At 45.1% G+C, this 20823-nt stretch carries 21 protein-coding genes; 3 read left to right on the top strand and 18 right to left on the bottom strand.

Going from position 1 to position 20823, the window contains the following annotated elements; translation table 11 throughout:
- Nucleotides 1–213: 213 nt before the first annotated feature.
- Nucleotides 214–1041 carry a 3D domain-containing protein gene (locus K6T23_RS11540; protein WP_079516106.1) on the bottom strand — a complete coding sequence of 276 codons (828 nt, stop codon included), beginning with the start codon at nt 1039–1041 and terminating at the stop codon, nt 214–216.
- 247 nt (nt 1042–1288) lie between these two features.
- On the opposite strand from K6T23_RS11540, the gene K6T23_RS11535 reads away from it, so the two are divergent.
- Complete coding sequence (locus tag K6T23_RS11535) at nt 1289–1438, top strand: DUF8096 family protein (RefSeq protein WP_162838948.1); 150 nt, start codon at nt 1289–1291, stop codon at nt 1436–1438.
- Between the two features lie 44 nt (nt 1439–1482).
- On the opposite strand, the gene map is transcribed toward K6T23_RS11535, so the two are convergent.
- The 15 genes from map to K6T23_RS11460 all read right to left on the bottom strand — a co-directional run bounded on the left by map (nt 1483) and on the right by K6T23_RS11460 (nt 17294).
- Nucleotides 1483–2229: a type I methionyl aminopeptidase gene (gene map, locus K6T23_RS11530; protein WP_053427049.1), complete on the bottom strand. Its 747-nt coding sequence runs from the start codon at nt 2227–2229 to the stop codon at nt 1483–1485.
- Nucleotides 2230–2305: 76 nt separating this feature from the next.
- Nucleotides 2306–2992 carry an LrgB family protein gene (locus tag K6T23_RS11525; protein WP_222929121.1) on the bottom strand — a complete coding sequence of 229 codons (687 nt, stop codon included), beginning with the start codon at nt 2990–2992 and terminating at the stop codon, nt 2306–2308.
- Nucleotides 2976–3353 carry a CidA/LrgA family protein gene (locus K6T23_RS11520; RefSeq protein WP_238281105.1) on the bottom strand — a complete coding sequence of 126 codons (378 nt, stop codon included), beginning with the start codon at nt 3351–3353 and terminating at the stop codon, nt 2976–2978. Before K6T23_RS11520 ends, K6T23_RS11525 begins: the two co-directional genes overlap by 17 nt.
- A gap of 94 nt (nt 3354–3447) precedes the next feature.
- Nucleotides 3448–4107 carry a type 1 glutamine amidotransferase domain-containing protein gene (locus K6T23_RS11515; protein ID WP_309300049.1) on the bottom strand — a complete coding sequence of 220 codons (660 nt, stop codon included), beginning with the start codon at nt 4105–4107 and terminating at the stop codon, nt 3448–3450.
- A 113-nt stretch (nt 4108–4220) separates the two neighbouring features.
- On the bottom strand, nt 4221–6386 hold the full coding sequence (locus tag K6T23_RS11510) for a DNA topoisomerase III (protein WP_238281104.1): 2166 nt from the start codon (nt 6384–6386) through the stop codon (nt 4221–4223).
- Nucleotides 6387–6483: 97 nt separating this feature from the next.
- Nucleotides 6484–7578 carry a M24 family metallopeptidase gene (locus K6T23_RS11505; protein ID WP_238281103.1) on the bottom strand — a complete coding sequence of 365 codons (1095 nt, stop codon included), beginning with the start codon at nt 7576–7578 and terminating at the stop codon, nt 6484–6486.
- A gap of 127 nt (nt 7579–7705) precedes the next feature.
- Nucleotides 7706–8137 carry a DUF4064 domain-containing protein gene (locus K6T23_RS11500; RefSeq protein WP_079516101.1) on the bottom strand — a complete coding sequence of 144 codons (432 nt, stop codon included), beginning with the start codon at nt 8135–8137 and terminating at the stop codon, nt 7706–7708.
- Nucleotides 8138–8310: 173 nt separating this feature from the next.
- Nucleotides 8311–9150, bottom strand: a complete 840-nt coding sequence (locus tag K6T23_RS11495; protein ID WP_238281102.1) for an oxidoreductase — start codon at nt 9148–9150, stop codon at nt 8311–8313.
- A gap of 218 nt (nt 9151–9368) precedes the next feature.
- The gene (locus K6T23_RS11490; RefSeq protein ID WP_079516099.1) at nt 9369–11030 is read right to left on the bottom strand and encodes a glycerol-3-phosphate dehydrogenase/oxidase; all 1662 of its coding nucleotides are present in this window, start codon (nt 11028–11030) and stop codon (nt 9369–9371) included.
- Between the two features lie 180 nt (nt 11031–11210).
- On the bottom strand, nt 11211–12701 hold the full coding sequence (gene glpK, locus K6T23_RS11485; protein WP_056536539.1) for a glycerol kinase GlpK: 1491 nt from the start codon (nt 12699–12701) through the stop codon (nt 11211–11213).
- Nucleotides 12702–12717: 16 nt separating this feature from the next.
- Nucleotides 12718–13548 carry an MIP/aquaporin family protein gene (locus K6T23_RS11480; protein WP_053427057.1) on the bottom strand — a complete coding sequence of 277 codons (831 nt, stop codon included), beginning with the start codon at nt 13546–13548 and terminating at the stop codon, nt 12718–12720.
- A gap of 255 nt (nt 13549–13803) precedes the next feature.
- Nucleotides 13804–14376 (bottom strand): glycerol-3-phosphate responsive antiterminator, encoded by a 573-nt coding sequence (locus K6T23_RS11475; RefSeq protein WP_053427058.1) that lies wholly within the window; start codon nt 14374–14376, stop codon nt 13804–13806.
- A gap of 136 nt (nt 14377–14512) precedes the next feature.
- Nucleotides 14513–14908 (bottom strand): DUF805 domain-containing protein, encoded by a 396-nt coding sequence (locus K6T23_RS11470; RefSeq protein WP_218247135.1) that lies wholly within the window; start codon nt 14906–14908, stop codon nt 14513–14515.
- A gap of 170 nt (nt 14909–15078) precedes the next feature.
- Nucleotides 15079–16314, bottom strand: a complete 1236-nt coding sequence (locus tag K6T23_RS11465; protein ID WP_238281101.1) for an aminopeptidase — start codon at nt 16312–16314, stop codon at nt 15079–15081.
- Nucleotides 16315–16331: 17 nt separating this feature from the next.
- Nucleotides 16332–17294 (bottom strand): serine hydrolase domain-containing protein, encoded by a 963-nt coding sequence (locus K6T23_RS11460; RefSeq protein WP_238281100.1) that lies wholly within the window; start codon nt 17292–17294, stop codon nt 16332–16334.
- A gap of 198 nt (nt 17295–17492) precedes the next feature.
- Between K6T23_RS11460 and K6T23_RS11455 the strand changes: the two genes are divergently transcribed.
- Complete coding sequence (locus K6T23_RS11455; RefSeq protein ID WP_238281099.1) at nt 17493–18797, top strand: D-alanyl-D-alanine carboxypeptidase family protein; 1305 nt, start codon at nt 17493–17495, stop codon at nt 18795–18797.
- Between the two features lie 160 nt (nt 18798–18957).
- The gene (locus K6T23_RS11450; protein ID WP_048003866.1) at nt 18958–19359 is read left to right on the top strand and encodes an SET domain-containing protein; all 402 of its coding nucleotides are present in this window, start codon (nt 18958–18960) and stop codon (nt 19357–19359) included.
- A 16-nt stretch (nt 19360–19375) separates the two neighbouring features.
- Here the strand turns inward: K6T23_RS11450 and K6T23_RS11445 are convergent, their stop codons facing one another.
- On the bottom strand, nt 19376–20227 hold the full coding sequence (locus tag K6T23_RS11445; protein ID WP_238281098.1) for a hypothetical protein: 852 nt from the start codon (nt 20225–20227) through the stop codon (nt 19376–19378).
- Nucleotides 20224–20772, bottom strand: coding sequence for a nucleotidyltransferase family protein (locus K6T23_RS11440; RefSeq protein ID WP_238281097.1), 549 nt, complete (start codon nt 20770–20772; stop codon nt 20224–20226). The genes K6T23_RS11445 and K6T23_RS11440 overlap by 4 nt, the downstream gene beginning before the upstream one ends.
- Nucleotides 20773–20823 lie beyond the last annotated feature (51 nt).

Here is a 20823-nt window from a genome sequence, read left to right as displayed (position 1 = left end):
CCTCCTTAGTCGTGGTCCTAATGAACCAACCAGAGGAAATAGTAACATAGTCATGCCTCATCTCCATAACAAACTGTTTATAACTCTATGACAGTTAGATGACAGAGATGTAATAATGGTAATTGTTATAAAACAGAGTATAAATGAGGAAAACGGGGTACCATAAAAAGAAAGAACCATCCATGATTTGGATGGTTCCCGATTGACTTTCTATTAGTCTAAAACTTTTACCGTTACTGTTTTACGTCCAAAATCTCTTGCTTGGTCTTCAGAAGGGATGAATACGTCAATTTTATTTCCTTTGATAGCACCGCCTGTATCTGCTGCAGTCGCATAACCATATCCTTCAACGTATACTTTAGATCCTAGTGGGATCACGCTTGGATCAACGGCGATTACTTTTTGATCAGGATTATCCTTCAGGTTGACACCAGTAGCCGTCACACCTGAACATCCTGCACAGTCAGCAGTATATGCAGTGGCTTCCACTGAAAGTTCTTTTGCCACGCTCTCTTCTTGAGCCGGCTCAGTTGAGGCTTCCTTGGCAGGTTCTTCTGCTTTAGGCTCTTCAGCTTTAGGAGCTTCTGCCTTTGGTGCTTCAGCTTCTGGAGCTACCTCTGCTTTTTCTTGGGCAGGTGCTGCCTCATCAGAAGTATTTACAGGGGCTGAAGGTGATTTATCTTCAAAGTTTATAACGAGCTCTTGGCCCGGAACGATTAAATCGCTATCCAGTGCATTCCAGTTCTTAAGGTTTTCTACTGAAAGACCATAATAAGAAGAGATGCCCCAGAGTGTGTCTCCTGATTTCACTGTGTAGTATTCTTTAGAAGATACCGTAAGCTTTTGATCAGGGTAAATATAGTCACTGGAAATGTTGTTCCATTTTTTGAGTTGATCAACGGATGTACCATACTCCTTCGCTATTCCCCATAACGTATCTCCCTTTTTGACATCGATATCTTGTGCTGATGCGCTGGCACCACCGGCAACCGCGAGTGTGGTGAAAGCTGCTACAGAAATGATCGATTTCTTTAGTTTCATGAAAAATTCCTCCTTATGTAGCTAGCGAGTTTGTATTAGCTAACAGTGACCATACTAACATAGTAAAATCTCATTTCAATAACAGGAACTTTATAATAATAAGTCAAGAATATTTCAGTAATGTAATAGAGAGCGTTTTCCAGGTGTATTTTGGTGTATATGGAAATGAATTGAAATTATGTTCAACTTAACAATATTGGGGACTTATATTAGAATGAATAGGAATGAGCATGAGGAGGAAGATGTTATGTCTGAGGAAAATATCGTTTTATATAAAGACGAACCCGATGAACACAGCGGTCGCTGCGAATGTGGCAACAATGTCTTCAAATCAAGAGTCGAAGACGGGAAGTTCTACCGTAAATGCCAGGAGTGCGGCAAAACCAAAATTGTCTAAACAGGAAAAGAGCGATCCCCTTTAATAGTAGGATCGCTCTCTTTTTATAGTTGCGTAAGGATGATCGGCTCACCTTTGGTAATGACGATGGTGTGCTCAATTTGAGCTACTTTGCTGCCATCAGGAGTGATGTATGTCCAACCATCCCCTTTTTCGATGACGTTTTGTGCTTCGGTTGAAACGAAAGGCTCGAACGCAAGAACCATCCCCTCCTTAAGAAGAGCGTTATCCCATGGGTCGAAATAATTCAACACATGATCCGGCTTTTCGTGAAGGGATTTCCCCACTCCATGGCCAGTCAGGTTCATGATGACGGTGAATCCATTCTTTCTTGCTTCATTGTGTACGGCCTTTCCGATTCCATTGAGCTTGGATCCTGCTTTTGCTTTACGCAGTCCAGCTTCGAATGATTTGATTGCCGTTTCGCAAAGCTCTGTCAAAACGCCTTCTCCTTGACCAACCACAAATGAGATTCCGGTATCGGCATAGAAACCGTTCTTAGAGCCCGATACATCCACATTCACGAGATCCCCTTCATTTATGATCCGGCTGCCTGGGATGCCATGAGCTACTTCTTCATTCACGGAAATACATGTGTAACCTGGAAAATCATATTCTCCTTTTGGTCCTGAAAGGGCTCCCGCTTCTTCAAACATGCGTCCTGCAATCTCATCGAGTTCCTTGGTCGTCACACCAGGTTTCGTTTGGTTTCTCAATTCATCACGGATCTCCGCGACAATCCTGCCTATTTCTTTAAGTGCATTCAGTTCTTCATCATTACGTACTATCATACAATCTTCCTTTACTATTTATATATTCTCCATCCTTTATCATACCTAAAGGGTGACGTTTTTAAAAGCGATAGGATCAGGAAAAAAGGAAAAACACAAGAGGAATGATGACGGATAGTACCATGGACGTCAGCGCCATCGCGGCTCCGCTAACGGCTCCCTCCACTTCCCCCTCTTTAAGGGCCCTTGCCGTGCCAACTCCATGAGAGGTGACGCCGAAGGTCAGACCGGTAACGATGGCATCGTCTATGCGCAGGATTCTCAGAAGTGGAATAATGGCCATGGCTCCAAGCATACCTGTTATGATGACGACTGATGGGATGACCTCGATCTTTGCCCCGATGATATCCCCCACCCCAAGTGCGACGGGAGTGGTGATCGTTTTGATCATGACGGCAAGGTTCCAATCTTCTGGAAGGCGTAGGAATTTCCCCATATAAAACGAAATCGTCATTTGTGCCAGGCTCCCAATCACCAAACCGAGTACAATCGGAAGTGCATAGGCTTTCAAGTATCTCCTCTGGTGATACAGGGGATACGCAAGAGCAACCGTTGCCGGTCCTAGAAGATAGGTGATGCCCCTGGTCCATTCAGCATATTGAGCGTACGGAAGCTCGATGAATAGTAGTCCCCCGATGATCACCAGTGTGGAGGTGAAGATTGGTAGCAGGAGCGGATAAGTCCATTTTTTATACAAGAGATTGGCTAATAGGAAAATTATCGCACTGGCGGATATGGCCACGATCTCACCGGTCATCGTCATGGGAAGCACTTCCTTTCCGTACGACATGCATAGCAGGGATTGCAGTGGCCACAAATCCTATGAAGCTTGAGGTGATGAGTACCAAAAGAATTTTCCACCCATATAGATCCATGAATGGAATCAGTACGATGGCACTGACTGACAAAGGAAGGAACAGGAACGAAAGATATTTCAAAAGAATGGATGCCCCTTGTGCCAACAGTTGATCATGAACGACTCCCGTCGATAGGAGTAGAAATAAGATCCCCATTCCTAAAATCCCACCGGGTATAGGGAGATGGAGTGTGGCTGAGAGCCATTTTCCTGTCTCGAACAGAACGATCAGTCCCAAAATTTGTGAAGCGACCCGCAAGAAGTGCATGAATGATCCCTCCTGGATTAGTAAGAAAATTTTAACATATCCAGGTGGTGGTTTGGGCAAAAAAAGCCAAGGGTTACGCCCCTTGGCTTTTGGATCATGATAATGCTTTAATGAACGCTTCTGCCGTTGATTGGCTGGACTGAGGATTTTGTCCGGTAATAAATTTACCATCTGTTATCACATAGTCACTCCACGGTGCCGATTTTTCAAACTTCGCACCCTGTTCGCGAAGGCGGGATTCAAGAAGGAACGGCATCAGTGAGTCAAGCCCTGTCTGCTGCTCTTCTTCGTTCGTGAATCCGGTCATGTTCTTCCCTTCGACGAGCCATTTACCATTTGAAAGCTTCGTACCGACAAACCCAGCCGGTCCATGGCATACAGCGCCGATCACCTTATCGTTGTCAGCGAAATGAGCAAGCGCCGACTTCAATTCAGGACTGTCTGGAAGATCGAACATCGTACCATGTCCTCCCGGAAGGAAGATCCCTACATATTCCTCCATGTTGAGCTGAGATAAGACGAGGGTTTGATCAAGCTCTTTCGTGACACCCTTCCATTTTTCGACGAGATCGCCGTCTTCAAGGCTATTCGGATCGAGGGGGATCCTTCCGCCTTTAAGGCTGGCCACGTCTACACCATATCCCTGATTCGTAAATTCTTCATATGGTTCAGCAAACTCTGAAAGCCAGAGTCCCGTTTCATGTTCATCATCAATTTTACTTGCATTGGTCAATACCATTAAAATCTTCTTCACATTAAAACCTCCAAGTTTGATCTTTCTCTTATGTTTTATCCACTTTCGTTTGAATTAAACATTGTTTTCAATCAAACCATCATGATATAGGGAGGAAATGGATGGAAGATAGGTCACTCTACGTCAAATAGGAACTGTATATTCCTAGCCTGGGGATCCCAACCAAGATAGGCAGAGAATTCTTTTTCTCCTTTTTTGAAGCCGTCAATCCGGTCCGTACGTCCATCTTTGAGAAGCTTCTTCACCTGGGCTTGAGGAATCGTTTTCGAAAGGATCTTTTTTGAAATGCTGAAGCTGCATTTTGTTTTACTATACTCGCTGCATCCATAGAATTTCCCTTTGGGTATGACTTTCCCTCCGCACTTAGGACAGGTGCCGACCGGGGTCTTCACCCTGCTTTTTCCCTTCCCCTTCCCTCTTTCCCTTTGGATGGAAGATGTATCAAGGTCGTTGAAATCCCAGCGATTTGATTCTTCTGTGGCCTGTTTTACAAGGCTCGCACTTAGCTTTTTCACTTGCTCCATGAATTCAGGTGCGGAGGCTTGTCCTTTTCCGATCTCCTGCAGTCTTTGCTCCCATTTGGCGGTCATCTCGGCGGAGGCAAGTACATGATGGCCTACCGCTCTGATCAGCACCCTGGCCTTGTCGGTCGGATAGACAATATTCTTTTGGATGAAGATGTACTGTCTATCTTTCAGCATCGTGATGATACCCGCCCGTGTAGCTTCCGTTCCAAGTCCTTCGGTTGCTTTCAGGACTTTTTCAAGTTCATCATTTTCAATGTGTTTTCCGGCAGTCTTCATCAGGGTGATCAACTGGCCTTCTGTATATCGCTTGGGAGGCTGGGTCTTCCCTTCTTTAACAGAGGCTCTTGTCACCATTCCCTTTTGGTTTTCTGAAAGAGGAGGCAGGATGACGTCGTTGTCTTTTTCAGTCGGGACGATGACCTTCCGCCAGCCCTCTTGAATGATTTGTTTTCCTTTTGATGAGAATTCTGCTCGTTCCTCTACCAGCGTGGACACAGAAGTGTAATCAATGATTGCCTTATCATGATGGGCGGCAATCAGCCTCCTGATCACCACATCATAGATTTTTCGTTCTTCCTCGGAAAGTTTGGCGGGATCTTTTACTTGTTCCGTTGGAATGATGGCATAGTGATCGGATACCTTTTGATCATTCACGAAACGTTTATTGTTCATGAGGCTGGGCGGTGATTCCACGATCCATTCGGAGTAAGGCTTGAATTGACTCAGCTTTGAAAGGATTTCCGGAAATGCTTCCGCCTCACCTTTCGTGACATGCTGGGAATCGGATCGTGGATAAGAGACGATTCCTTTTTGATAGAGTTTCTGAAGGATATCCAATGTCTTTTTGGGAGAGAACTTATACATTTTATTGATGGTAGCCTGCAGTGAGGATAAATTGAAAAGCATCGGTGGTGCAAATTCTTTTCTCTCTGTCTTCACTTCTTTTACACGGGCACTGCCCTTTTGGCAGAACGCGGCAATTTTTTCAGCCATTTCTTTCGACTGGATGCGTGTGTTCCCATCCTTGACCCAGGTCCCTTCGTAAAGGTTTCCTTCCATATTGAAGGTGGCCTTCACTTCCCAGAAGGGTTCACTTTTAAATCGTTCAATCTCTTCTTCCCTTTTTACGATCAAAGCAAGAGTCGGGGTCTGGACCCTGCCGGCTGAAAAGACATCCGACATCCCCTGCCCCTGCAGAAGGAGACTATAGGCCCTCGAAGCATTCATACCAACAAGCCAGTCCGCGCATGCCCTTGAGTAAGCTTCATGGTAAAGACTTCGCGTTTCACTTTCATCTTTCAGATTCTGAAAACCTTGCACAATGGCTTTCTCCGTTAAGGAAGAGATCCACAATCTTTTCATCGGTTTTCTAGCTTTTGCCATGGTAGTGATATTACGGACAATCAGTTCTCCTTCCCGTCCTGCATCTCCCGCATGGATGATTTCAGACACTTCATCTTTTTGAAGGAGACTTTTAATGACATTGTATTGTTTCGATTTGCTGCGTTGGACTTCATATTGGAAGCGGTCAGGTACGATGGGGAGGGTATCGAGGGACCATTTTTTCCATGATGATTCATACTTTTCAGGAGACTTCAATTGAAGCAGATGTCCTACGGCCCATGTCACATAGGCTCCGTTCGGAAAAATCGGGTTTGGCTGGATCTCGATATATCCCTGCCGTTTCTTATGGGGGAAAGGTTTTGCCAATGTGGCACCTTGATCGGGTTTTTCGGCAATTACAAGTTTCATCGGCCTATCCTTTCTTATGGAATATTTCCTCCTATTATATCATGCAGCGCTGAGATAAATATGAAAAACCAGCAGGATGTTACCTGCTGGTAAAAGGTCATTCAATGATCTGCAGTTCCTTCGGATAGGATGTGAGCGTTTCACAGCCGTCCTTCGTGATCAGCACATCATCTTCGATTCGCACACCACCGATTTCAGGAATATAGATCCCAGGTTCGATGGTGTAGGTCATTCCCTCCCGAAGGACTCCATCATTGGTATGGCTCATGGAAGGGAACTCATGGACATTGATGCCAAGACCATGGCCGATGCGGTGTGGGAAGTTTTCCCCATATCCTGCATCTGTAATGATGTGACGGGCGATTGAATCAAGATCCCCAACACGGTTGCCCGGTTTACTTGCTTCCAGTGCAGCAAGTTCCGCTTTCAGTACTGTTTCATACATTTCCCGTTGTTTGTCCGATATCGATTTGAAGGCAACGGTTCTTGTAATATCAGACGTATAGCCATCAAGTACCACGCCTAGATCAAAGAGGACGAGATCACCTGACTTGAGCCTACGGTCTCCTGGATTTCCATGGGGATCCCCGCCTTTTTCACCGAACAGGACCATCGTGGCGAAAGACATTTCACGGACGCCCTGTTTTTTTAGTTCGTACTCGATGGTGGCAAGGACCTCCATTTCTGAAATTCCTTCTTTAAGTGCAGCAACTCCGATTTCCACACCGTAATCGGCCATCTTCGCTGCTCTTCTCATGATTTCGATCTCTTCAGGAGATTTGCAAACGCGCATGTCATTCAACCGGTCTTCAGCATTGATGATTTCAGGTGCATCGAAGAGATTGAGGAACGCTTCACTTCGTGCATAGGTGACCACTTCTTTTTCGAAGCTCACCTTTTTGGCTTTGATGTTCCTCTTTTCCATAGCTTTTCCTACAAAGTCCCAAGGGTCTTCATGATCGGAGTATCCGATCACTTCATATGGCCACCCGGCTTCTTTCACCTGGCGTACTTCCATTCCCGGTGCAATGACGAATGGTTCCGCTTCAGGGAATACAAAGACCCCGACGAGGCGCTCATGTGGGTCAGTTAGAAATTTACTTAAGTAAAATACATTTTCACTTGAATTGATGAATGCTGCATCAATTTGTTCGTGCTGCAGCCATTCTTTGAATTGTTCCAATCGATTCATGCTTCTTCCTCCAGTGCTGGTTAAGGTCTTTCCTTCTCTATGCTACCATATTTGGCGGTTTGATTGAATGGTTTGGGATTTGATGAAAAAAAAGAGCACCCCTTTAAGGGATGCTCTACTGTGGGAATTATAGTGCCGTGTCCATTGGTTTTGGTTTACGGACAAGGGCCATGATACCAGCAATTAGGTATAGTAGACCTGGAACAAATCCTGCTCCAATCGTACCAATACCGATAATCAATGCTCCTACTATAAATAGAATGCCTGAAAGAACAGGTTTCTTATTTTTTGTAATGAAGATGACTGCAAGAATCCCAATGATACCTGCTATGATACCCAACCAGATCATCCCTGTTCCAAGTGATTGCATGACGCCAAGGAATAAGTCAGCGTCTTCCGAAGTAAGTGTAGGATCATTTTGTGTAAAGCTTTCTTGGAATGAAGATGAAAATTCATCGTTGTTGGCCCCTGCATTGAAAAGTACGCCCAGTACAGTGAATCCAAACGAAAAGATAATTGCAAATATCCCCATTACGACTTCTCCAGTACGTTTTACCATTCTTCTCTCTCCTTTAAAAACAATAAGTATAATTTGTGCATCTTATTATTCTTCTCTAATTAGTATGTAAAGACAATGACTTTTATTCTACTATAGAAAATCATACAAGCTCTGCACGTTTTTCATTCTACCATGAAAATTCCACCATTTCTATAAAGAACTTGGAAGGAATGTCAGCTAAGCTTGTGGAGTATTATTCGCTCAATGATCTTCCAAGGCAGGAGCGATTTAAGTGTGATCGTGATCCCTGTCCCCTTCCCGACCTGATACCTGAATCTTCGATTACGGCCAGTGGCGATCCTTACGACCAGATTCGAGACATCCCTTGGGTCCCCATACGTTTCCTCTGATTCAACTAAATGGGCATTCAGCTTTTTCATTTGTGCATGATAAGGGGATTCTGATTGCAAGGATCGCTCTGTAATTTTCTTTCCTGTTGACCAGATGCTTGTTTGAAATGAGCCGGCTTCAATCAGATGGACATCGATCCCGAATGGCTTCACTTCGAGTCTTAGACTTTCTGAAAGGCCAGCCAGCGCATGCTTCGATGACACATAGGGACTCAGACCAGGGAACCCGATCCGACCGCTGATGCTGCCGATATTGATGATTTTTCCCCTGCCCTGTCTCCTCATATACGGCAGAATCAGCTGACTCACTCCGATGACTCCAAATACATTCGTTTCGAATTGTTGACGGAACTCTTCCAAACATACTTCTTCGAGGAAACCTCCCTGTGCAAATCCTGCGTTATTCACGAGAACGTCTATTCTATCCAAAGACGTCAGGAATTCCTTGAACGATACCAGGGACGATGCAGAGGTTACGTCGAGTTCCTTGATGAAAATACGGTCTTCAACCTGCAAAGATGATGCTCTCTTCAGCAAACCCTCTTTCTTGGCGGTGTCCCTCATGGTGGCAATCACTCTGAATCCACATTTGGCGAGCTCTACCGCCGTGAGAAGGCCGAATCCGCTATTGCTTCCTGTCACGATGGCCACTTTGTGATTCATACAATCCCTCCCTTTGTATTCAAGTATATCAAAAAAAGAACGGCTCCCATCACGGGAACCGTTCTTTTCTATGAGGGTCAATTTCATTCTTAATGGTATACACTTTTTCCGATGCGTTCAATATCCTTTTAAAGCAATAAAGCTTTGTTTAGAGTAATGAGACGCTCGGATTGTCAGAGTCTTTAACACAAATGACCTTTTTTATAATTCTAAGCATATTACTGCTGATCGATTGGTACGACAGCATTTTTCAATTCTACTTTCAAATCATTGGTGAATTTCTCTTTTTGCTCAGGTGTCCAATTGAGTAATCCATTCATCATCTCAATCACAGGCTCATGCCACTTAACGACCCATGCACGATCAAAGAATAACGCGCCTGTACGACGGATGAAGAAATCGACCGGTGTAACCGTCATCTCTTCTTGGATGGAATAGAGCAGTTGAGCATAAAGGGAAGCGGGTACCTCTTTGTCTCCTGAGGTTCCAGTATATGCATGGGCAAGTTTGAACAGCTGATCTACATTGGAGCCGTACATGGTCGCCAGTTTGCGTCCTTCTTCTTCAGAAAGACCGTAGCGTACCGCTTCCTTCGCTTTCTCGTCGACGAATGCTGGGAAGTTCTTGGACCCACCCACATGTCCACCTGAAATCGGCATATGTTTGGTAGTGGACTCTGGGAATTTACGCTTCGCTTCTTCCTTCAATCGTTTTGCGACGAGATCTACAACCGTTTCACCCATCTTGCGGTATCCGGTCAATTTACCACCGGCAATGGTGATCAGACCGCTTTCGGCTTCCCAGATTTCATCTTTACGTGAGATTTCTGAAGGATCTTTCCCTTTTTCAAAGATCAGCGGTCGTACACCAGCCCAGCTTGATTCTACATCATCGTTGGTGATGTTCACATCAGGGAACATGAAGTGGATTGCATTCATAATGTAATCACGATCTTCGCTTGTCATGTACGGATGAGCTTTATCTTTTTCAAAGATGGTGTCGGTTGTACCCACATAAGCTTTTCCATCACGCGGAATCGCGAAGACCATCCGGCCATCCGGAGTATCAAAGTATACAGCCTGACGAAGCGGGAATTTGCTTTGGTCGATGACAAGGTGTACCCCTTTAGTCAAGCGCAGCTGTTTATTATTCGTGCTGTAATCTTTATGGCGGACATCATCGACCCAAGGACCCGCAGCATTCACGACTTTTGTTCCCCGGATCTCATAGGTTTCATTGGTAAGCAGATCTTCGGCTTCGATTCCGACGACTTTCTTATTATCGTAAATGAAACGTTGGGATTTTGTATAGTTAATGGAAGTTGCCCCGTGTGCGATGGCTTCCTTCATGACTTCAATAGTCAGACGTGCATCATCTGTCCGGTATTCTACGTAATATCCCCCACCCTTGAGTCCTTGTTTCTTCACCAAAGGTTCTTTCGTCAATGTATCCGATACAGAAAGCATGGTCCGGCGCTCACTGCGTTTGACTCCTGCAAGGTAGTCATATACTTTAAGACCAATGGATGTGCTGAATTTACCGAATGTACCACCCTTGTGCATCGGGAGCAGCATCCATTCAGGCGTGGTGACGTGTGGACCGTTTTCATACACGATTTCACGTTCTTTTCCGACCTCTGCAACCATTTTCACTTCGAATTGTTTCAAATAGCGCAAACCACCATGGACAAGCTTGGTAGAACGGCTGGAAGTCCCTGCAGCAAAATCCTGCATTTCAACAAGCGCAACCTTCATGCCGCGCTTGGAAGCATCAAGAGCAATACCTGATCCGGTGATCCCCCCACCGATTACGATCAAGTCATAGTGTTCATTTTTTAATGCATTTTTCACTTCTTGTCTGTGCGTGCTGGAAAAAGTCATAAGTGGTTCCTCCTAGAATGTATGGTTGTGAACGGTTAAGAAGTAATCTCTCTTATACTTTAACCATAAAAAAAGAGACCAAAACCAGCATTATAGAAATAATCTCTATAAATGTGGAAATGGTCTCTCTTGGTCTCTAACCGTTTTATTAACTTGAATTCATTATATCACAGGTTGATCTTATTTGAAAGCCATAGTTGCTTTTACGGCTTTTTTCCACCCATTGTAAAGTTCTTCCTGTTTTTCTTGTTCCATATCCGGATCATATTGCTTCTCCATGTTCCACTGTTGAGAAATTTCATTTTGATCCTTCCAGAATCCAACGGCAAGTCCTGCAAGGTACGCAGCACCTAGGGCAGTCGTCTCATTGACGACCGGACGCTCGACCGGCACGTCTAGGATATCACTTTGGAACTGCATCAAGAAATCATTTTTGACTGCTCCACCATCTACACGGAGTTTCTTCAGAGGAATGTTGGAATCGGCTTCCATTGCAGTCAAGACATCTTTCGTTTGATACGCAAGGGATTCCAATGTTGCTCTGACAAAATGTTCTTTGGACGTACCACGTGTCAATCCGAATACAGATCCGCGAACATCGCTATCCCAGTATGGAGTTCCCAATCCTACAAATGCAGGTACTACGTACACGCCATCCGTAGAATCAACGCGTTCTGCATAAGCCTGGCTGTCTGCTGCGTTGTTGAACATGCGCAGACCGTCGCGAAGCCATTGGATTGCCGAGCCGGCAACGAAGATGCTTCCTTCAAGGGCATATACGACCTTACCATCAATACCCCATGCAAGTGTCGTCAACAGACCGTTGTCAGATTTCACAGCCTTCTCTCCAGTATTCATCAGCATGAAGCAACCTGTGCCATAAGTGTTCTTTGCCATACCTTCGTTATAACAAGCTTGTCCGAACAAGGCTGCTTGCTGGTCCCCTGCAGCTCCAGCGATCGGGATTTCACGCCCGAAGAAATGATAAGGAATCGTCGTTCCGTACACTTCAGAAGACGGTCTCACTTCTGGTAGCATGCTTTCAGGAACCCCAAGGATATCAAGCAGTTCTTTGTCCCACTCAAGATCATAAATATTGTACATGAGTGTACGGGATGCGTTGGAATAATCCGTTACATGCGCTTTTCCACCACTCATCTTCCAAATGAGCCACGTATCGATCGTACCGAATAGAAGTTTTCCAGCTTCAGCTTTTTCCCTGGCCCCATCAACATTATCAAGGATCCATTTTACTTTTGTCCCGGAGAAATATGCATCGATTAACAATCCGGTTTTATCCCGGAATTTGTCGTTCAATCCTTGGGCCTTCAGTTCATCACAGATTCCAGCCGTTTGCCTTGACTGCCAAACGATTGCGTTATATACGGGATCCCCTGTTTCTTTATCCCATACCACTGTTGTTTCACGCTGGTTTGTGATTCCGATTCCTTCGATTTGCTCTGCTTTTACGCTTGATTCGGATAAAACGCTTGCAATGACGGCAAGGATCGATCCCCAGATTTCATTGGCATTGTGTTCTACCCAGCCTGGTTTCGGGAAATGTTGAGTGAATTCTTTTTGTGCCGTATGGGCCGCTTCACCTTTCTGATTAAAAAGGATTGCCCTTGAGCTTGTGGTCCCTTGGTCAAGGGAGAGAATGAATTTTTCCATGATTTTGTTCCTCCATTCAATTTTCGTCTGCTAGTAATGCAGCTTTTTCAGCAAGAGATTGTTTCCTGTCTGCCATGTAAGCGAGTACCAACACTACAACCATCACGGCAAGGATGATCCAGAACGCCGATGTCATCGATCCGCTGAAGAATGCTTTGTAGAATACACCGGCGAATGATCCACCCAATAGCGGACCAAGAACCGGAATCCATGAGTACCCCCAGTTGGATGATCCTTTACCCGGGATCGGCAGGATGAAATGAGCGATACGTGGACCGAGGTCACGTGCAGGGTTGATCGCATATCCAGTGGTACCACCTAGCGAGATACCGATAGCGATGATCAGGAACCCGACGATGAATGGATTCAATCCCTCTGCAAATGTATTCGCCCCTATTGTCAATAATCCTATAACCAAGACGAAAGTTCCAATGATTTCACTTAAGATATTCGAGAAATAATGTGGGATTGCAGGACCTGTTGCAAACACGCCCAACTTTACTCCCGGATCCTTTGTTGCATGCCAGTGTGGAAGGAAATGCAGATAGATGATCGCAGAACCGATAATGGCACCGATCATTTGAGCTAGAATGTACATCGGTACATCGCTCCAAGGGAAGTCCCCGTTGAAAGCAAGTCCAAATGTAACCGCCGGATTCAAATGGGCTCCACTGAATTGACCGACTGCATAGGCAGCCATAGCAACACCCAAGCCCCAACCGAATGTGATGACGATCCATCCGGAGTTATAAGCAAATGATTTTTTTAAATTGACGTTGGCACATACCCCTGCACCGAATACGATAAGCAGTGCAGTTCCCAACACTTCAGCTAAAAATGGAGACATAATACCCCTTCTTTCCAACAAGATAGTATAAGTCAATTCCATAGACGTTCGACCCCGTTACCCCTATGATTGATTCCGCTTTCAACTTCTGGTATAACAATTGGTCTATGGAACAACCAGTTCACAGACAAAAGACCCACAGAAATATCCCTTTTATAATGGTTATAAACGGAAAAAATCTTGTGAGTCTCTTAGGTCTCATTCACTGGTTATTAACTTAATCCCTATATTAAAATAACATGGAAGCGTTGTCAATCAGTTATTAAGATTTTTTCTATCATAATATTTCCAAAGATCTAGATTGGAGGTTGTTATGGCCGTGGCACCGGCTTCAAGGGATGCCTCTACTTCCTCCACGGTATCAATCAAACCACCTGCAAAAATCGGTTTACCCGTCTTTTCGCCTATTTCACGAATAATTTTAGGTACTACCCCGGGAAGCACCTCTATGTAGTCGGGGTCCGTCTTGTGAATGAGTTCAATGCTCCTTTTCATGGCACTGGAATCAATGACGAATATTCGCTGGGTGGCATAAATCCCCCGCTGACGTGCTTTTTTAATCACGCTCCCTTTGGTGGAGATGATCCCGTACGGCTTGATTTCCTGACAGATATATTCTGTAGCATATTCATCACTTGATAAGCCGTGGATCAAATCCAGATGGAGGAACATATTCCGTTTTTCCTTTTTAGCATAGTCAAATACACTTTTCAGCATCCCTACGTGGAGATCAAGGAAGACTCCGTATTGGAATGAAGTCTTGAGCATCTTGTCAAAATCCTTCATCGATCTCACTGCAGGTAAAATACTTTGTCCTTCAAAACTCATTTTGCATCACCGTTTCATTTGTAAATAGGAAAGTGGAGCCTTTCTTCTCGCATCCACATTGGTAGCTGGAAGAGACGAATGATTCAAAGCTCCTCGATCCTTTCATTCCTTGTGTAGGAAGGGTCTCCCAGTCCTTTTAGATTGCTTCAATCATACTGTCGCTATTCTTAGGATTCGACCCCCACTGGTTGTTTCCGTTTTCGCTATCAAGACAGCAGAACACCAATAGAATGATTCCTCCGACTAATGGAACGAACCCGATGAAGTACCAAAACCCGCTTCGTCCAGTGTCGTGAAGCCTTCTCACAGTTATCGCCAATGTTGGTAAAAGGAGTGCAAGTGCATATAGAATATAAATACCCATTCCAAGCAATATGATTCCTTCAGACTGCATGGCCATTCCTATTACTGCTACACCATAAAGAATTATTCCAAAAATAGAATAAAACAGCATGTACATCCAAAACTCTTGCCTTCTTGCTCTCCCACTGAAATCAGCGTATTGCTTCATACCCTTTAAAAACCAGCTCATGACTCATCGCTCCTACTCATCTTATTAAGTTAGTGAGAACGCTCTACCCTCCTTAAGTATTAAAGTAAACAAAGCGACTGGAAAAATCGCCCTGTTTTTCAATACCTCAAGGTAGTTTGAACTAAACCTAAATTACCATAATTTTTCATGTTTTAATCTTTTTCCTAGAATCAGAATGCCCAGTTCCCGTCTTTGAAAATCTGGACACTCTCTCCATTCATGGTTGTACCGACGATATCCATCCTCTCGGAACCGATCATGAAATCTTCATGAACCACGCTTTCGTTCAGTCCCTTTGCTTCCTTCTCCTCATCAGAGAGAATGCTGCCATCCTTCATGCAGGTAGGGTAGGAAGAACCGATTGCCAAGTGATTAGATGCATTTTCATCAAAGAGCGTGTTAAAGAATAGAATTCCGGAGTTTGAGATCGGTGAATCGTGGGGAACGAGGGCTACTTCCCCAAGGAATGCCGCCCCTTCGTCGACTTCGATCATCTTCTTAAGGATCTCTTCTCCTGTTTGAGCAGAAGCATGAATGATCTTCCCATCTTTGAATGTAAGAGTGAACCCATCGATTACATTGCCGTTGTAGGCAAGGGGTTTTGTTGCACGGACGGTCCCGTTCACCCCGTTTTTGACCGGAACGGTATACACTTCCTCCGTAGGCATGTTGGCGATGAAGTCCTTTCCATCTGGTGTTTTGCTTGCCCCTGTCAGCCAAATATGGTCCTCGTGGAGATCCACGGTAAGGTCTGTGCCTGGTGCAGTATAATGTAATTTCCTTAAGTTCAAATCGTTCAGTCTTTCTGCCCTTTTTGTAAGCTCGCTGATATGTCTTTTCCACGCTTCAACAGGATCGGATTCATACATCCGTACTGATTGGAAGATATTTTCCCATAAGGCATCGACTGCCTCTGTGCCCATTAGGTGAGGAAACACCTTCTCTGCCCATTTCTGAGAAGGGATTGCCACGATCGACCATGGTATGTGGTCGTTTTCGATGGCTTCGTAAAATCGGTCCAGAGCATCTCCGCTCGCTTTTTCAAAAGCGGTGATCCTTTCCGCGTCAATCCCCTTCAAAAGATCGGGGTCCCCAGAGTCAACCTGCAGGAAAGCACCTTTATGGTCAACAAGCCATTCGTGGGCAGCGGCCAGCCACTCAGGATACTCATAAAAAGTTTCTTCCGGTGCCAGTTCATAGTGGGTCCTCAGTATTTCTTCATCGAACCACTGGACATGCACATTTTTCGAGCCGGCCAAATAGGCTTCTTTCACCACCAAACGGACAAATTCCTCCGTCCCGAGGGGAGCACTGATCCAAAGTGCCTGTCCCCCTTGGATATTCACCCCTACTTTCACTGCAAGGGCCGCATAATTCTTCAGATTATTCCTTCGCTGCTCATTCATTCCATTCATCCCCTATTTTATGTACAGGCGTCTGCCACCCGATTACTATATTCCTTCAAATAATGAAGGTAATTTGCGCCTCCGTAATTATACCTTTTGTTATACATTTTGACAGCAACAATTTGATATTTCGGGATCACCAGGATCGTTGGCCCTGTCACCCCGAGAATCTGGTAGGAACCAACGGGGACAGCATCCCCGATTTCACTTTTCATCCGTGGGATGTCCTGTACATACCAAAAAGCCCCGTTCCGCGGCAGGTCGTAAGGAAGTCCACTAGGCGTCTGGATGGTAGTTGCAAGATTAACCACTTCTTCAGGAATGATTTGCCGGTTACCGACCTTCCCTTTATCAAGATGCAACTGACCCCACCAAGCGAATTCCCTTGCAGAAACAAATAAATTTTTCCTTGAACCATCGCAATCTGCATGCAGACCGTTTAAAGCTTTTTCATCTCTGCTGCTGATAATCTTAACCAATTGGGGAGAATCTTCATTTTCCCAGCCAGTTTCCTTCCAATTAAGCTGGTCGAAGATTCTTTCCTGAAGGAAGGAGCTGATGGTCCCACCGTACATCTCCATCACCAGATGCGCCAATGTATCTACTCCAACATTGTTATAGCTCCAGTTCTCTCCTGGAGTAAATTCCGTATAGAGGCCCTCGCCCCCTTCCCCGATACCATGGGTGTGGGTGAGGAGATGCCTGATTGAGACCCCACTGAACACTGGATTACTTTCTTCCATATAATCCTCTAAGGGTCGATCTAATTCAAGCAATCTGTCGTACAGGGCATATGCAATCACCAACGCTATGTAACTCTTCCTTGCGGATGCGATATTGAAGCGTGATGTAGCCTTCACCTCTTGGGCAGCGGGTTCAAACGAGTGATATCCGCCGTAATGTTCAAGCACGGTCTTCCCATCTTTCATAATATAGAGGGCGTGGCCTGAACTATCATTTTTGCGGGCGATCTCCTTCACCCAGGGAATCAATGAGGTTTCGAAATTGATTTTTAATTTAGGGATTGTGATTTCCTCCTTTTAGGCAAGACTTCTCTACCCATTCGACATTCTTCCGGCATATCCTTCTGTATCTGTCACAAACTGACTCGTCCCTTCCAATGAAACTATGGTAAAATAACGGGGTTGTAAGTCACTTGACGTTGGAGGTATACAGTTATGAAAGGACGTAAGACGGCATCTGCCCTTTTGGTATCCATGCTTGCCGTCGCCGGGTTTCAAGTTGAAGCCTTTGCGGCGGGGGAGCCGGAAATCCATGCGGATGCAGCCATTGTGATAGATGGAAACACAGGAAAGATCATGTATGGTGAAAATGAACATGAAGAGCTGGGAATTGCCAGCATGACCAAAATGATGACGGAGTATCTGGTTCAAGAAGCTGTAAAAGAAGGGAAGATCAAATGGGATCAATCCTACAAGATCAGCGACAAAGTCTATCAGCTTGCCAACGCTCCCGGATTGAGCAATGTGCCTCTGAAGCAGGGCGAATCTTATACGGTCAAAGAACTCTATGAAGCCATGGTCATCAAATCTGGAAACGGCGCTGCGATCGCCCTTTCAGAAATCGTCGCTGGATCAGAAGGTGAATTCGTCAAGCAGATGAATGCAAAAGCGAAAGAACTCGGGATGAAGCATTATCACTTCGTCAATTCTTCCGGTCTCAGCAACGTCGATATGCTTGGCATGTATCCTGAAGGTACTGAACCGGATGATGAGAATGTCGTCTCTGCTGAAGATATGGCCACCCTTGCCTATCGCCTCATTCACGACTACCCTGAAACCCTTGAAACATCGGGTCTTTCATCCAAGAAGTTCCGACCGGGAACCGATGAAGAACTGACCATGAAAAGTACAAACGGGCTACTCAAGGGGAAATCCTTCTATTATAAAGGAGCAGACGGGTTGAAAACCGGGACGACCCCATTTGCCGGTACCACGTTCACAGCAACAGCCGAACGGAATGGAAACCGCTACATATCCGTCATCTTGGATGCAAAGGATGCGAATGGTCAATCCAGTAGTGCCGAGCGGTTCATTCAATCTGCCGAGCTTTTGGACTACGGGTTCAATGAATTCGAGGAAGTGGATTTATCCCTAAAAGATGCAACCTCAGCACCTGGAAACATAATAAAGGTATACAACGGAAAAGAAAGAGAACTCGGCGTCTCCATAAAAGAACCAATTGCACTCACCCTTCCAAAAGAACAAAAAGAAAAGACTGAGGTGGAATTGGTCCTGGATCCGGATAAAGTAACAGATGAAGGAAAGCTGATCGCTCCGATTGAAAAAGGGGAAAAGGTCGGTGTCCTCAAGGTGAAAAATCCTCCTGAAGAGGAGTATATCCCGGACGGTGAACCTGCTTCTTACTCAGTGGACGTAACGGCTGATGAGACGGTTGAAAAAGCGAGCTGGGTTGTGCGAAGCGCCAGGGGCATCAAGTCCTTCTTTAAAGACCTTTTTTAACGATTGCAATTTACCGGTAAGTCTGTCAGGCTAAGGGGAGAGGTTTTCTGATTGTTCCCAATCCGGAACAGTGATGAAAAACCGTTTATACCTTTTCTAATCATGCATGAGCCGGTCGGCCTGACAGATCTAGAAGAGAATTTTGAAAGCAGGTGTCAGGATGATTGAAGTGAAAATGTCTCCCGTCAGTGACGGGGAACTTAGAAGAGGTGTCTTTGCTAAACAGGATATCCCAAAAGGAGAGCTGATTCATGAGGCTCCCGTGATTCCATACCCAAATGAAGAGCATCATTATATTGAAAAGACCTTCTTGGCGGATTATGTGTTTGAGTATGGCATGAACCATACGGCACTCCTCCTCGGCTATGGAATGCTTTTCAACCATTCTTATACTCCAAATACGATCTATGACATCAACTTTGATAATCATACATTCGATTTTTATGCGTATCGGGATATTAAAGCTGGCGAAGAGCTGTTTATCAACTACAATGGTGAAGTCGATAATGACGATCCTCTATGGTTTAACGAAAAAGAAAGTGACGAAGAAGGGACCTCCTAATGGGTCCCTTCTTTTCTTATCTGTATATGACCGGATCTCCCCAGGAGCCTATCACCTGTTCAACCGTTAGAAGCTGCCAGGGATTGAACATCGTCTGTCCGTGCTTATTGAAAACAAATTCTTTATTCAACGCATAGCACGCATGGATGATCTTCCCTTCAGAGTCCCTCCACACAAGGACCTCCTTTCCGGTTATGCCCCCAACCTCTTCCCTGCCGGCCATCAGATGATCGAGTTCCTCTGCCTGCATCCAATGATAGAGATCGGACGAAGCGTCGATGGCGAACGCGACTGAAGCCAGGCAGTTGGCGCCGTTCCTGTCGGGAAAAACATCAAGATACGGAATAAGATGCGGATATTCCCGCTGCATGAATGTTTTAAATGATGAAGGAGCCCCTTTCCATAATGGTTGTTCATCTACCCATACTCGGCTATAGGCTCTTAGAAAGCCTTCCTTTTGATGATCCTCAAGTGAACGCCAAAAATCGATAGTAAAGAGTACGAGTTTCTTTCCGGCTCCTTTGTATAATGGCGGTACATGTTCACCAAACCATTCTTCCGTTTCTTCGTGATCAAATACTAAGCCCCTCCCGAGCTCCCATTGAATTTCGGTGATTCTCTGTCTGGCTTCATATGATAGCTCCTCAAATTCGCCTGGGTACATTTTTTTCACAAATACCCCTTCAGGAAGAGACCACGTCAGAAACGATGTTCTGATATCCAGTGAAAGATTGCTTTTCACTAATACGTCCATCTCTCCATAAGGAAAGCATTCATCGTTCGTAAAGAAAAACCAATCCACTTCCGGCAGGATTCGTGCTTTCCACTGTTCAAGTATTTTTGAGGATAGAGTGTATCCGTCAGTCATTCATAGCTCCCCCCTCTAGAAAAGACCTTCACCATCGGCCATTTTTTGTTCCATCCTTTTTCATGTATTCTCTTCTCATAAACCGTATGTCCGTCTGGCTTTTCTTGAAAATGCGGGGTCGGCCGTACTTCCATAGTAACAAGGTCATCGATTCCCCAAGGTGCAAGCAATTGGAGAGCCTGTGAATCATTGATTCGGACTGCTACACTCGTGGCTGTCTCAGGGAATTTTGAGATGGCATCGGCCGTGGATGCATAAGGATCATCCCCATTCACCTCATGCATCCTTGCCTGATTCTTCACCGACCAAGGAGCATGGGGAACAGACTTCAGAAGCTGAACTTCGATCTTTTTCTCCGTCTCTTCGTCGGTGTCACTAGGGTCATAATACACCACATCGATGTCATTGAGTGGTTCCCGTCCCCGTCCATGGAGATGATTCCACACCTTGTTTCGAACAAAGCCTGCGCATACCCAACCATCGGGGAGGCCTAATTCGGCTGTGACCTTTAAGATATTCATCATCCATGGATCATGTTTAATCATTTGGCTAATTTCCGACTCTGTCTTCATTTCAATCTCCCCTCTATGAGAAAA

Source organism: Rossellomorea marisflavi, from assembly GCF_022170785.1.
In the GTDB taxonomy this organism is placed as follows: Bacteria; Bacillota; Bacilli; order Bacillales; family Bacillaceae_B; genus Rossellomorea; species Rossellomorea marisflavi_B.
This window is presented reverse-complemented; position numbering and strand designations above follow the sequence as displayed.

Bases quoted from the DNA above. Each gene is read 5' to 3' on its own strand.
- K6T23_RS11540 (WP_079516106.1), bottom strand. From the start codon at position 1,041: ATGAAACTAAAGAAATCGATCATTTCTGTAGCAGCTTTCACCACACTC.
- K6T23_RS11535 (WP_162838948.1), top strand. From the start codon at position 1,289: ATGTCTGAGGAAAATATCGTTTTATATAAAGACGAACCCGATGAACAC.
- map (WP_053427049.1), bottom strand. From the start codon at position 2,229: ATGATAGTACGTAATGATGAAGAACTGAATGCACTTAAAGAAATAGGC.
- K6T23_RS11525 (WP_222929121.1), bottom strand. From the start codon at position 2,992: ATGACGATGACCGGTGAGATCGTGGCCATATCCGCCAGTGCGATAATT.
- K6T23_RS11520 (WP_238281105.1), bottom strand. From the start codon at position 3,353: ATGCACTTCTTGCGGGTCGCTTCACAAATTTTGGGACTGATCGTTCTG.
- K6T23_RS11510 (WP_238281104.1), bottom strand. From the start codon at position 6,386: ATGAAACTTGTAATTGCCGAAAAACCCGATCAAGGTGCCACATTGGCA.
- K6T23_RS11505 (WP_238281103.1), bottom strand. From the start codon at position 7,578: ATGAATCGATTGGAACAATTCAAAGAATGGCTGCAGCACGAACAAATT.
- K6T23_RS11500 (WP_079516101.1), bottom strand. From the start codon at position 8,137: ATGGTAAAACGTACTGGAGAAGTCGTAATGGGGATATTTGCAATTATC.
- K6T23_RS11495 (WP_238281102.1), bottom strand. From the start codon at position 9,150: ATGAATCACAAAGTGGCCATCGTGACAGGAAGCAATAGCGGATTCGGC.
- K6T23_RS11490 (WP_079516099.1), bottom strand. From the start codon at position 11,030: ATGACTTTTTCCAGCACGCACAGACAAGAAGTGAAAAATGCATTAAAA.
- glpK (WP_056536539.1), bottom strand. From the start codon at position 12,701: ATGGAAAAATTCATTCTCTCCCTTGACCAAGGGACCACAAGCTCAAGG.
- K6T23_RS11480 (WP_053427057.1), bottom strand. From the start codon at position 13,548: ATGTCTCCATTTTTAGCTGAAGTGTTGGGAACTGCACTGCTTATCGTA.
- K6T23_RS11475 (WP_053427058.1), bottom strand. From the start codon at position 14,376: ATGAGTTTTGAAGGACAAAGTATTTTACCTGCAGTGAGATCGATGAAG.
- K6T23_RS11470 (WP_218247135.1), bottom strand. From the start codon at position 14,908: ATGAGCTGGTTTTTAAAGGGTATGAAGCAATACGCTGATTTCAGTGGG.
- K6T23_RS11465 (WP_238281101.1), bottom strand. From the start codon at position 16,314: ATGAATGAGCAGCGAAGGAATAATCTGAAGAATTATGCGGCCCTTGCA.
- K6T23_RS11455 (WP_238281099.1), top strand. From the start codon at position 17,493: ATGAAAGGACGTAAGACGGCATCTGCCCTTTTGGTATCCATGCTTGCC.
- K6T23_RS11450 (WP_048003866.1), top strand. From the start codon at position 18,958: ATGATTGAAGTGAAAATGTCTCCCGTCAGTGACGGGGAACTTAGAAGA.
- K6T23_RS11445 (WP_238281098.1), bottom strand. From the start codon at position 20,227: ATGACTGACGGATACACTCTATCCTCAAAAATACTTGAACAGTGGAAA.
- K6T23_RS11440 (WP_238281097.1), bottom strand. From the start codon at position 20,772: ATGATTAAACATGATCCATGGATGATGAATATCTTAAAGGTCACAGCC.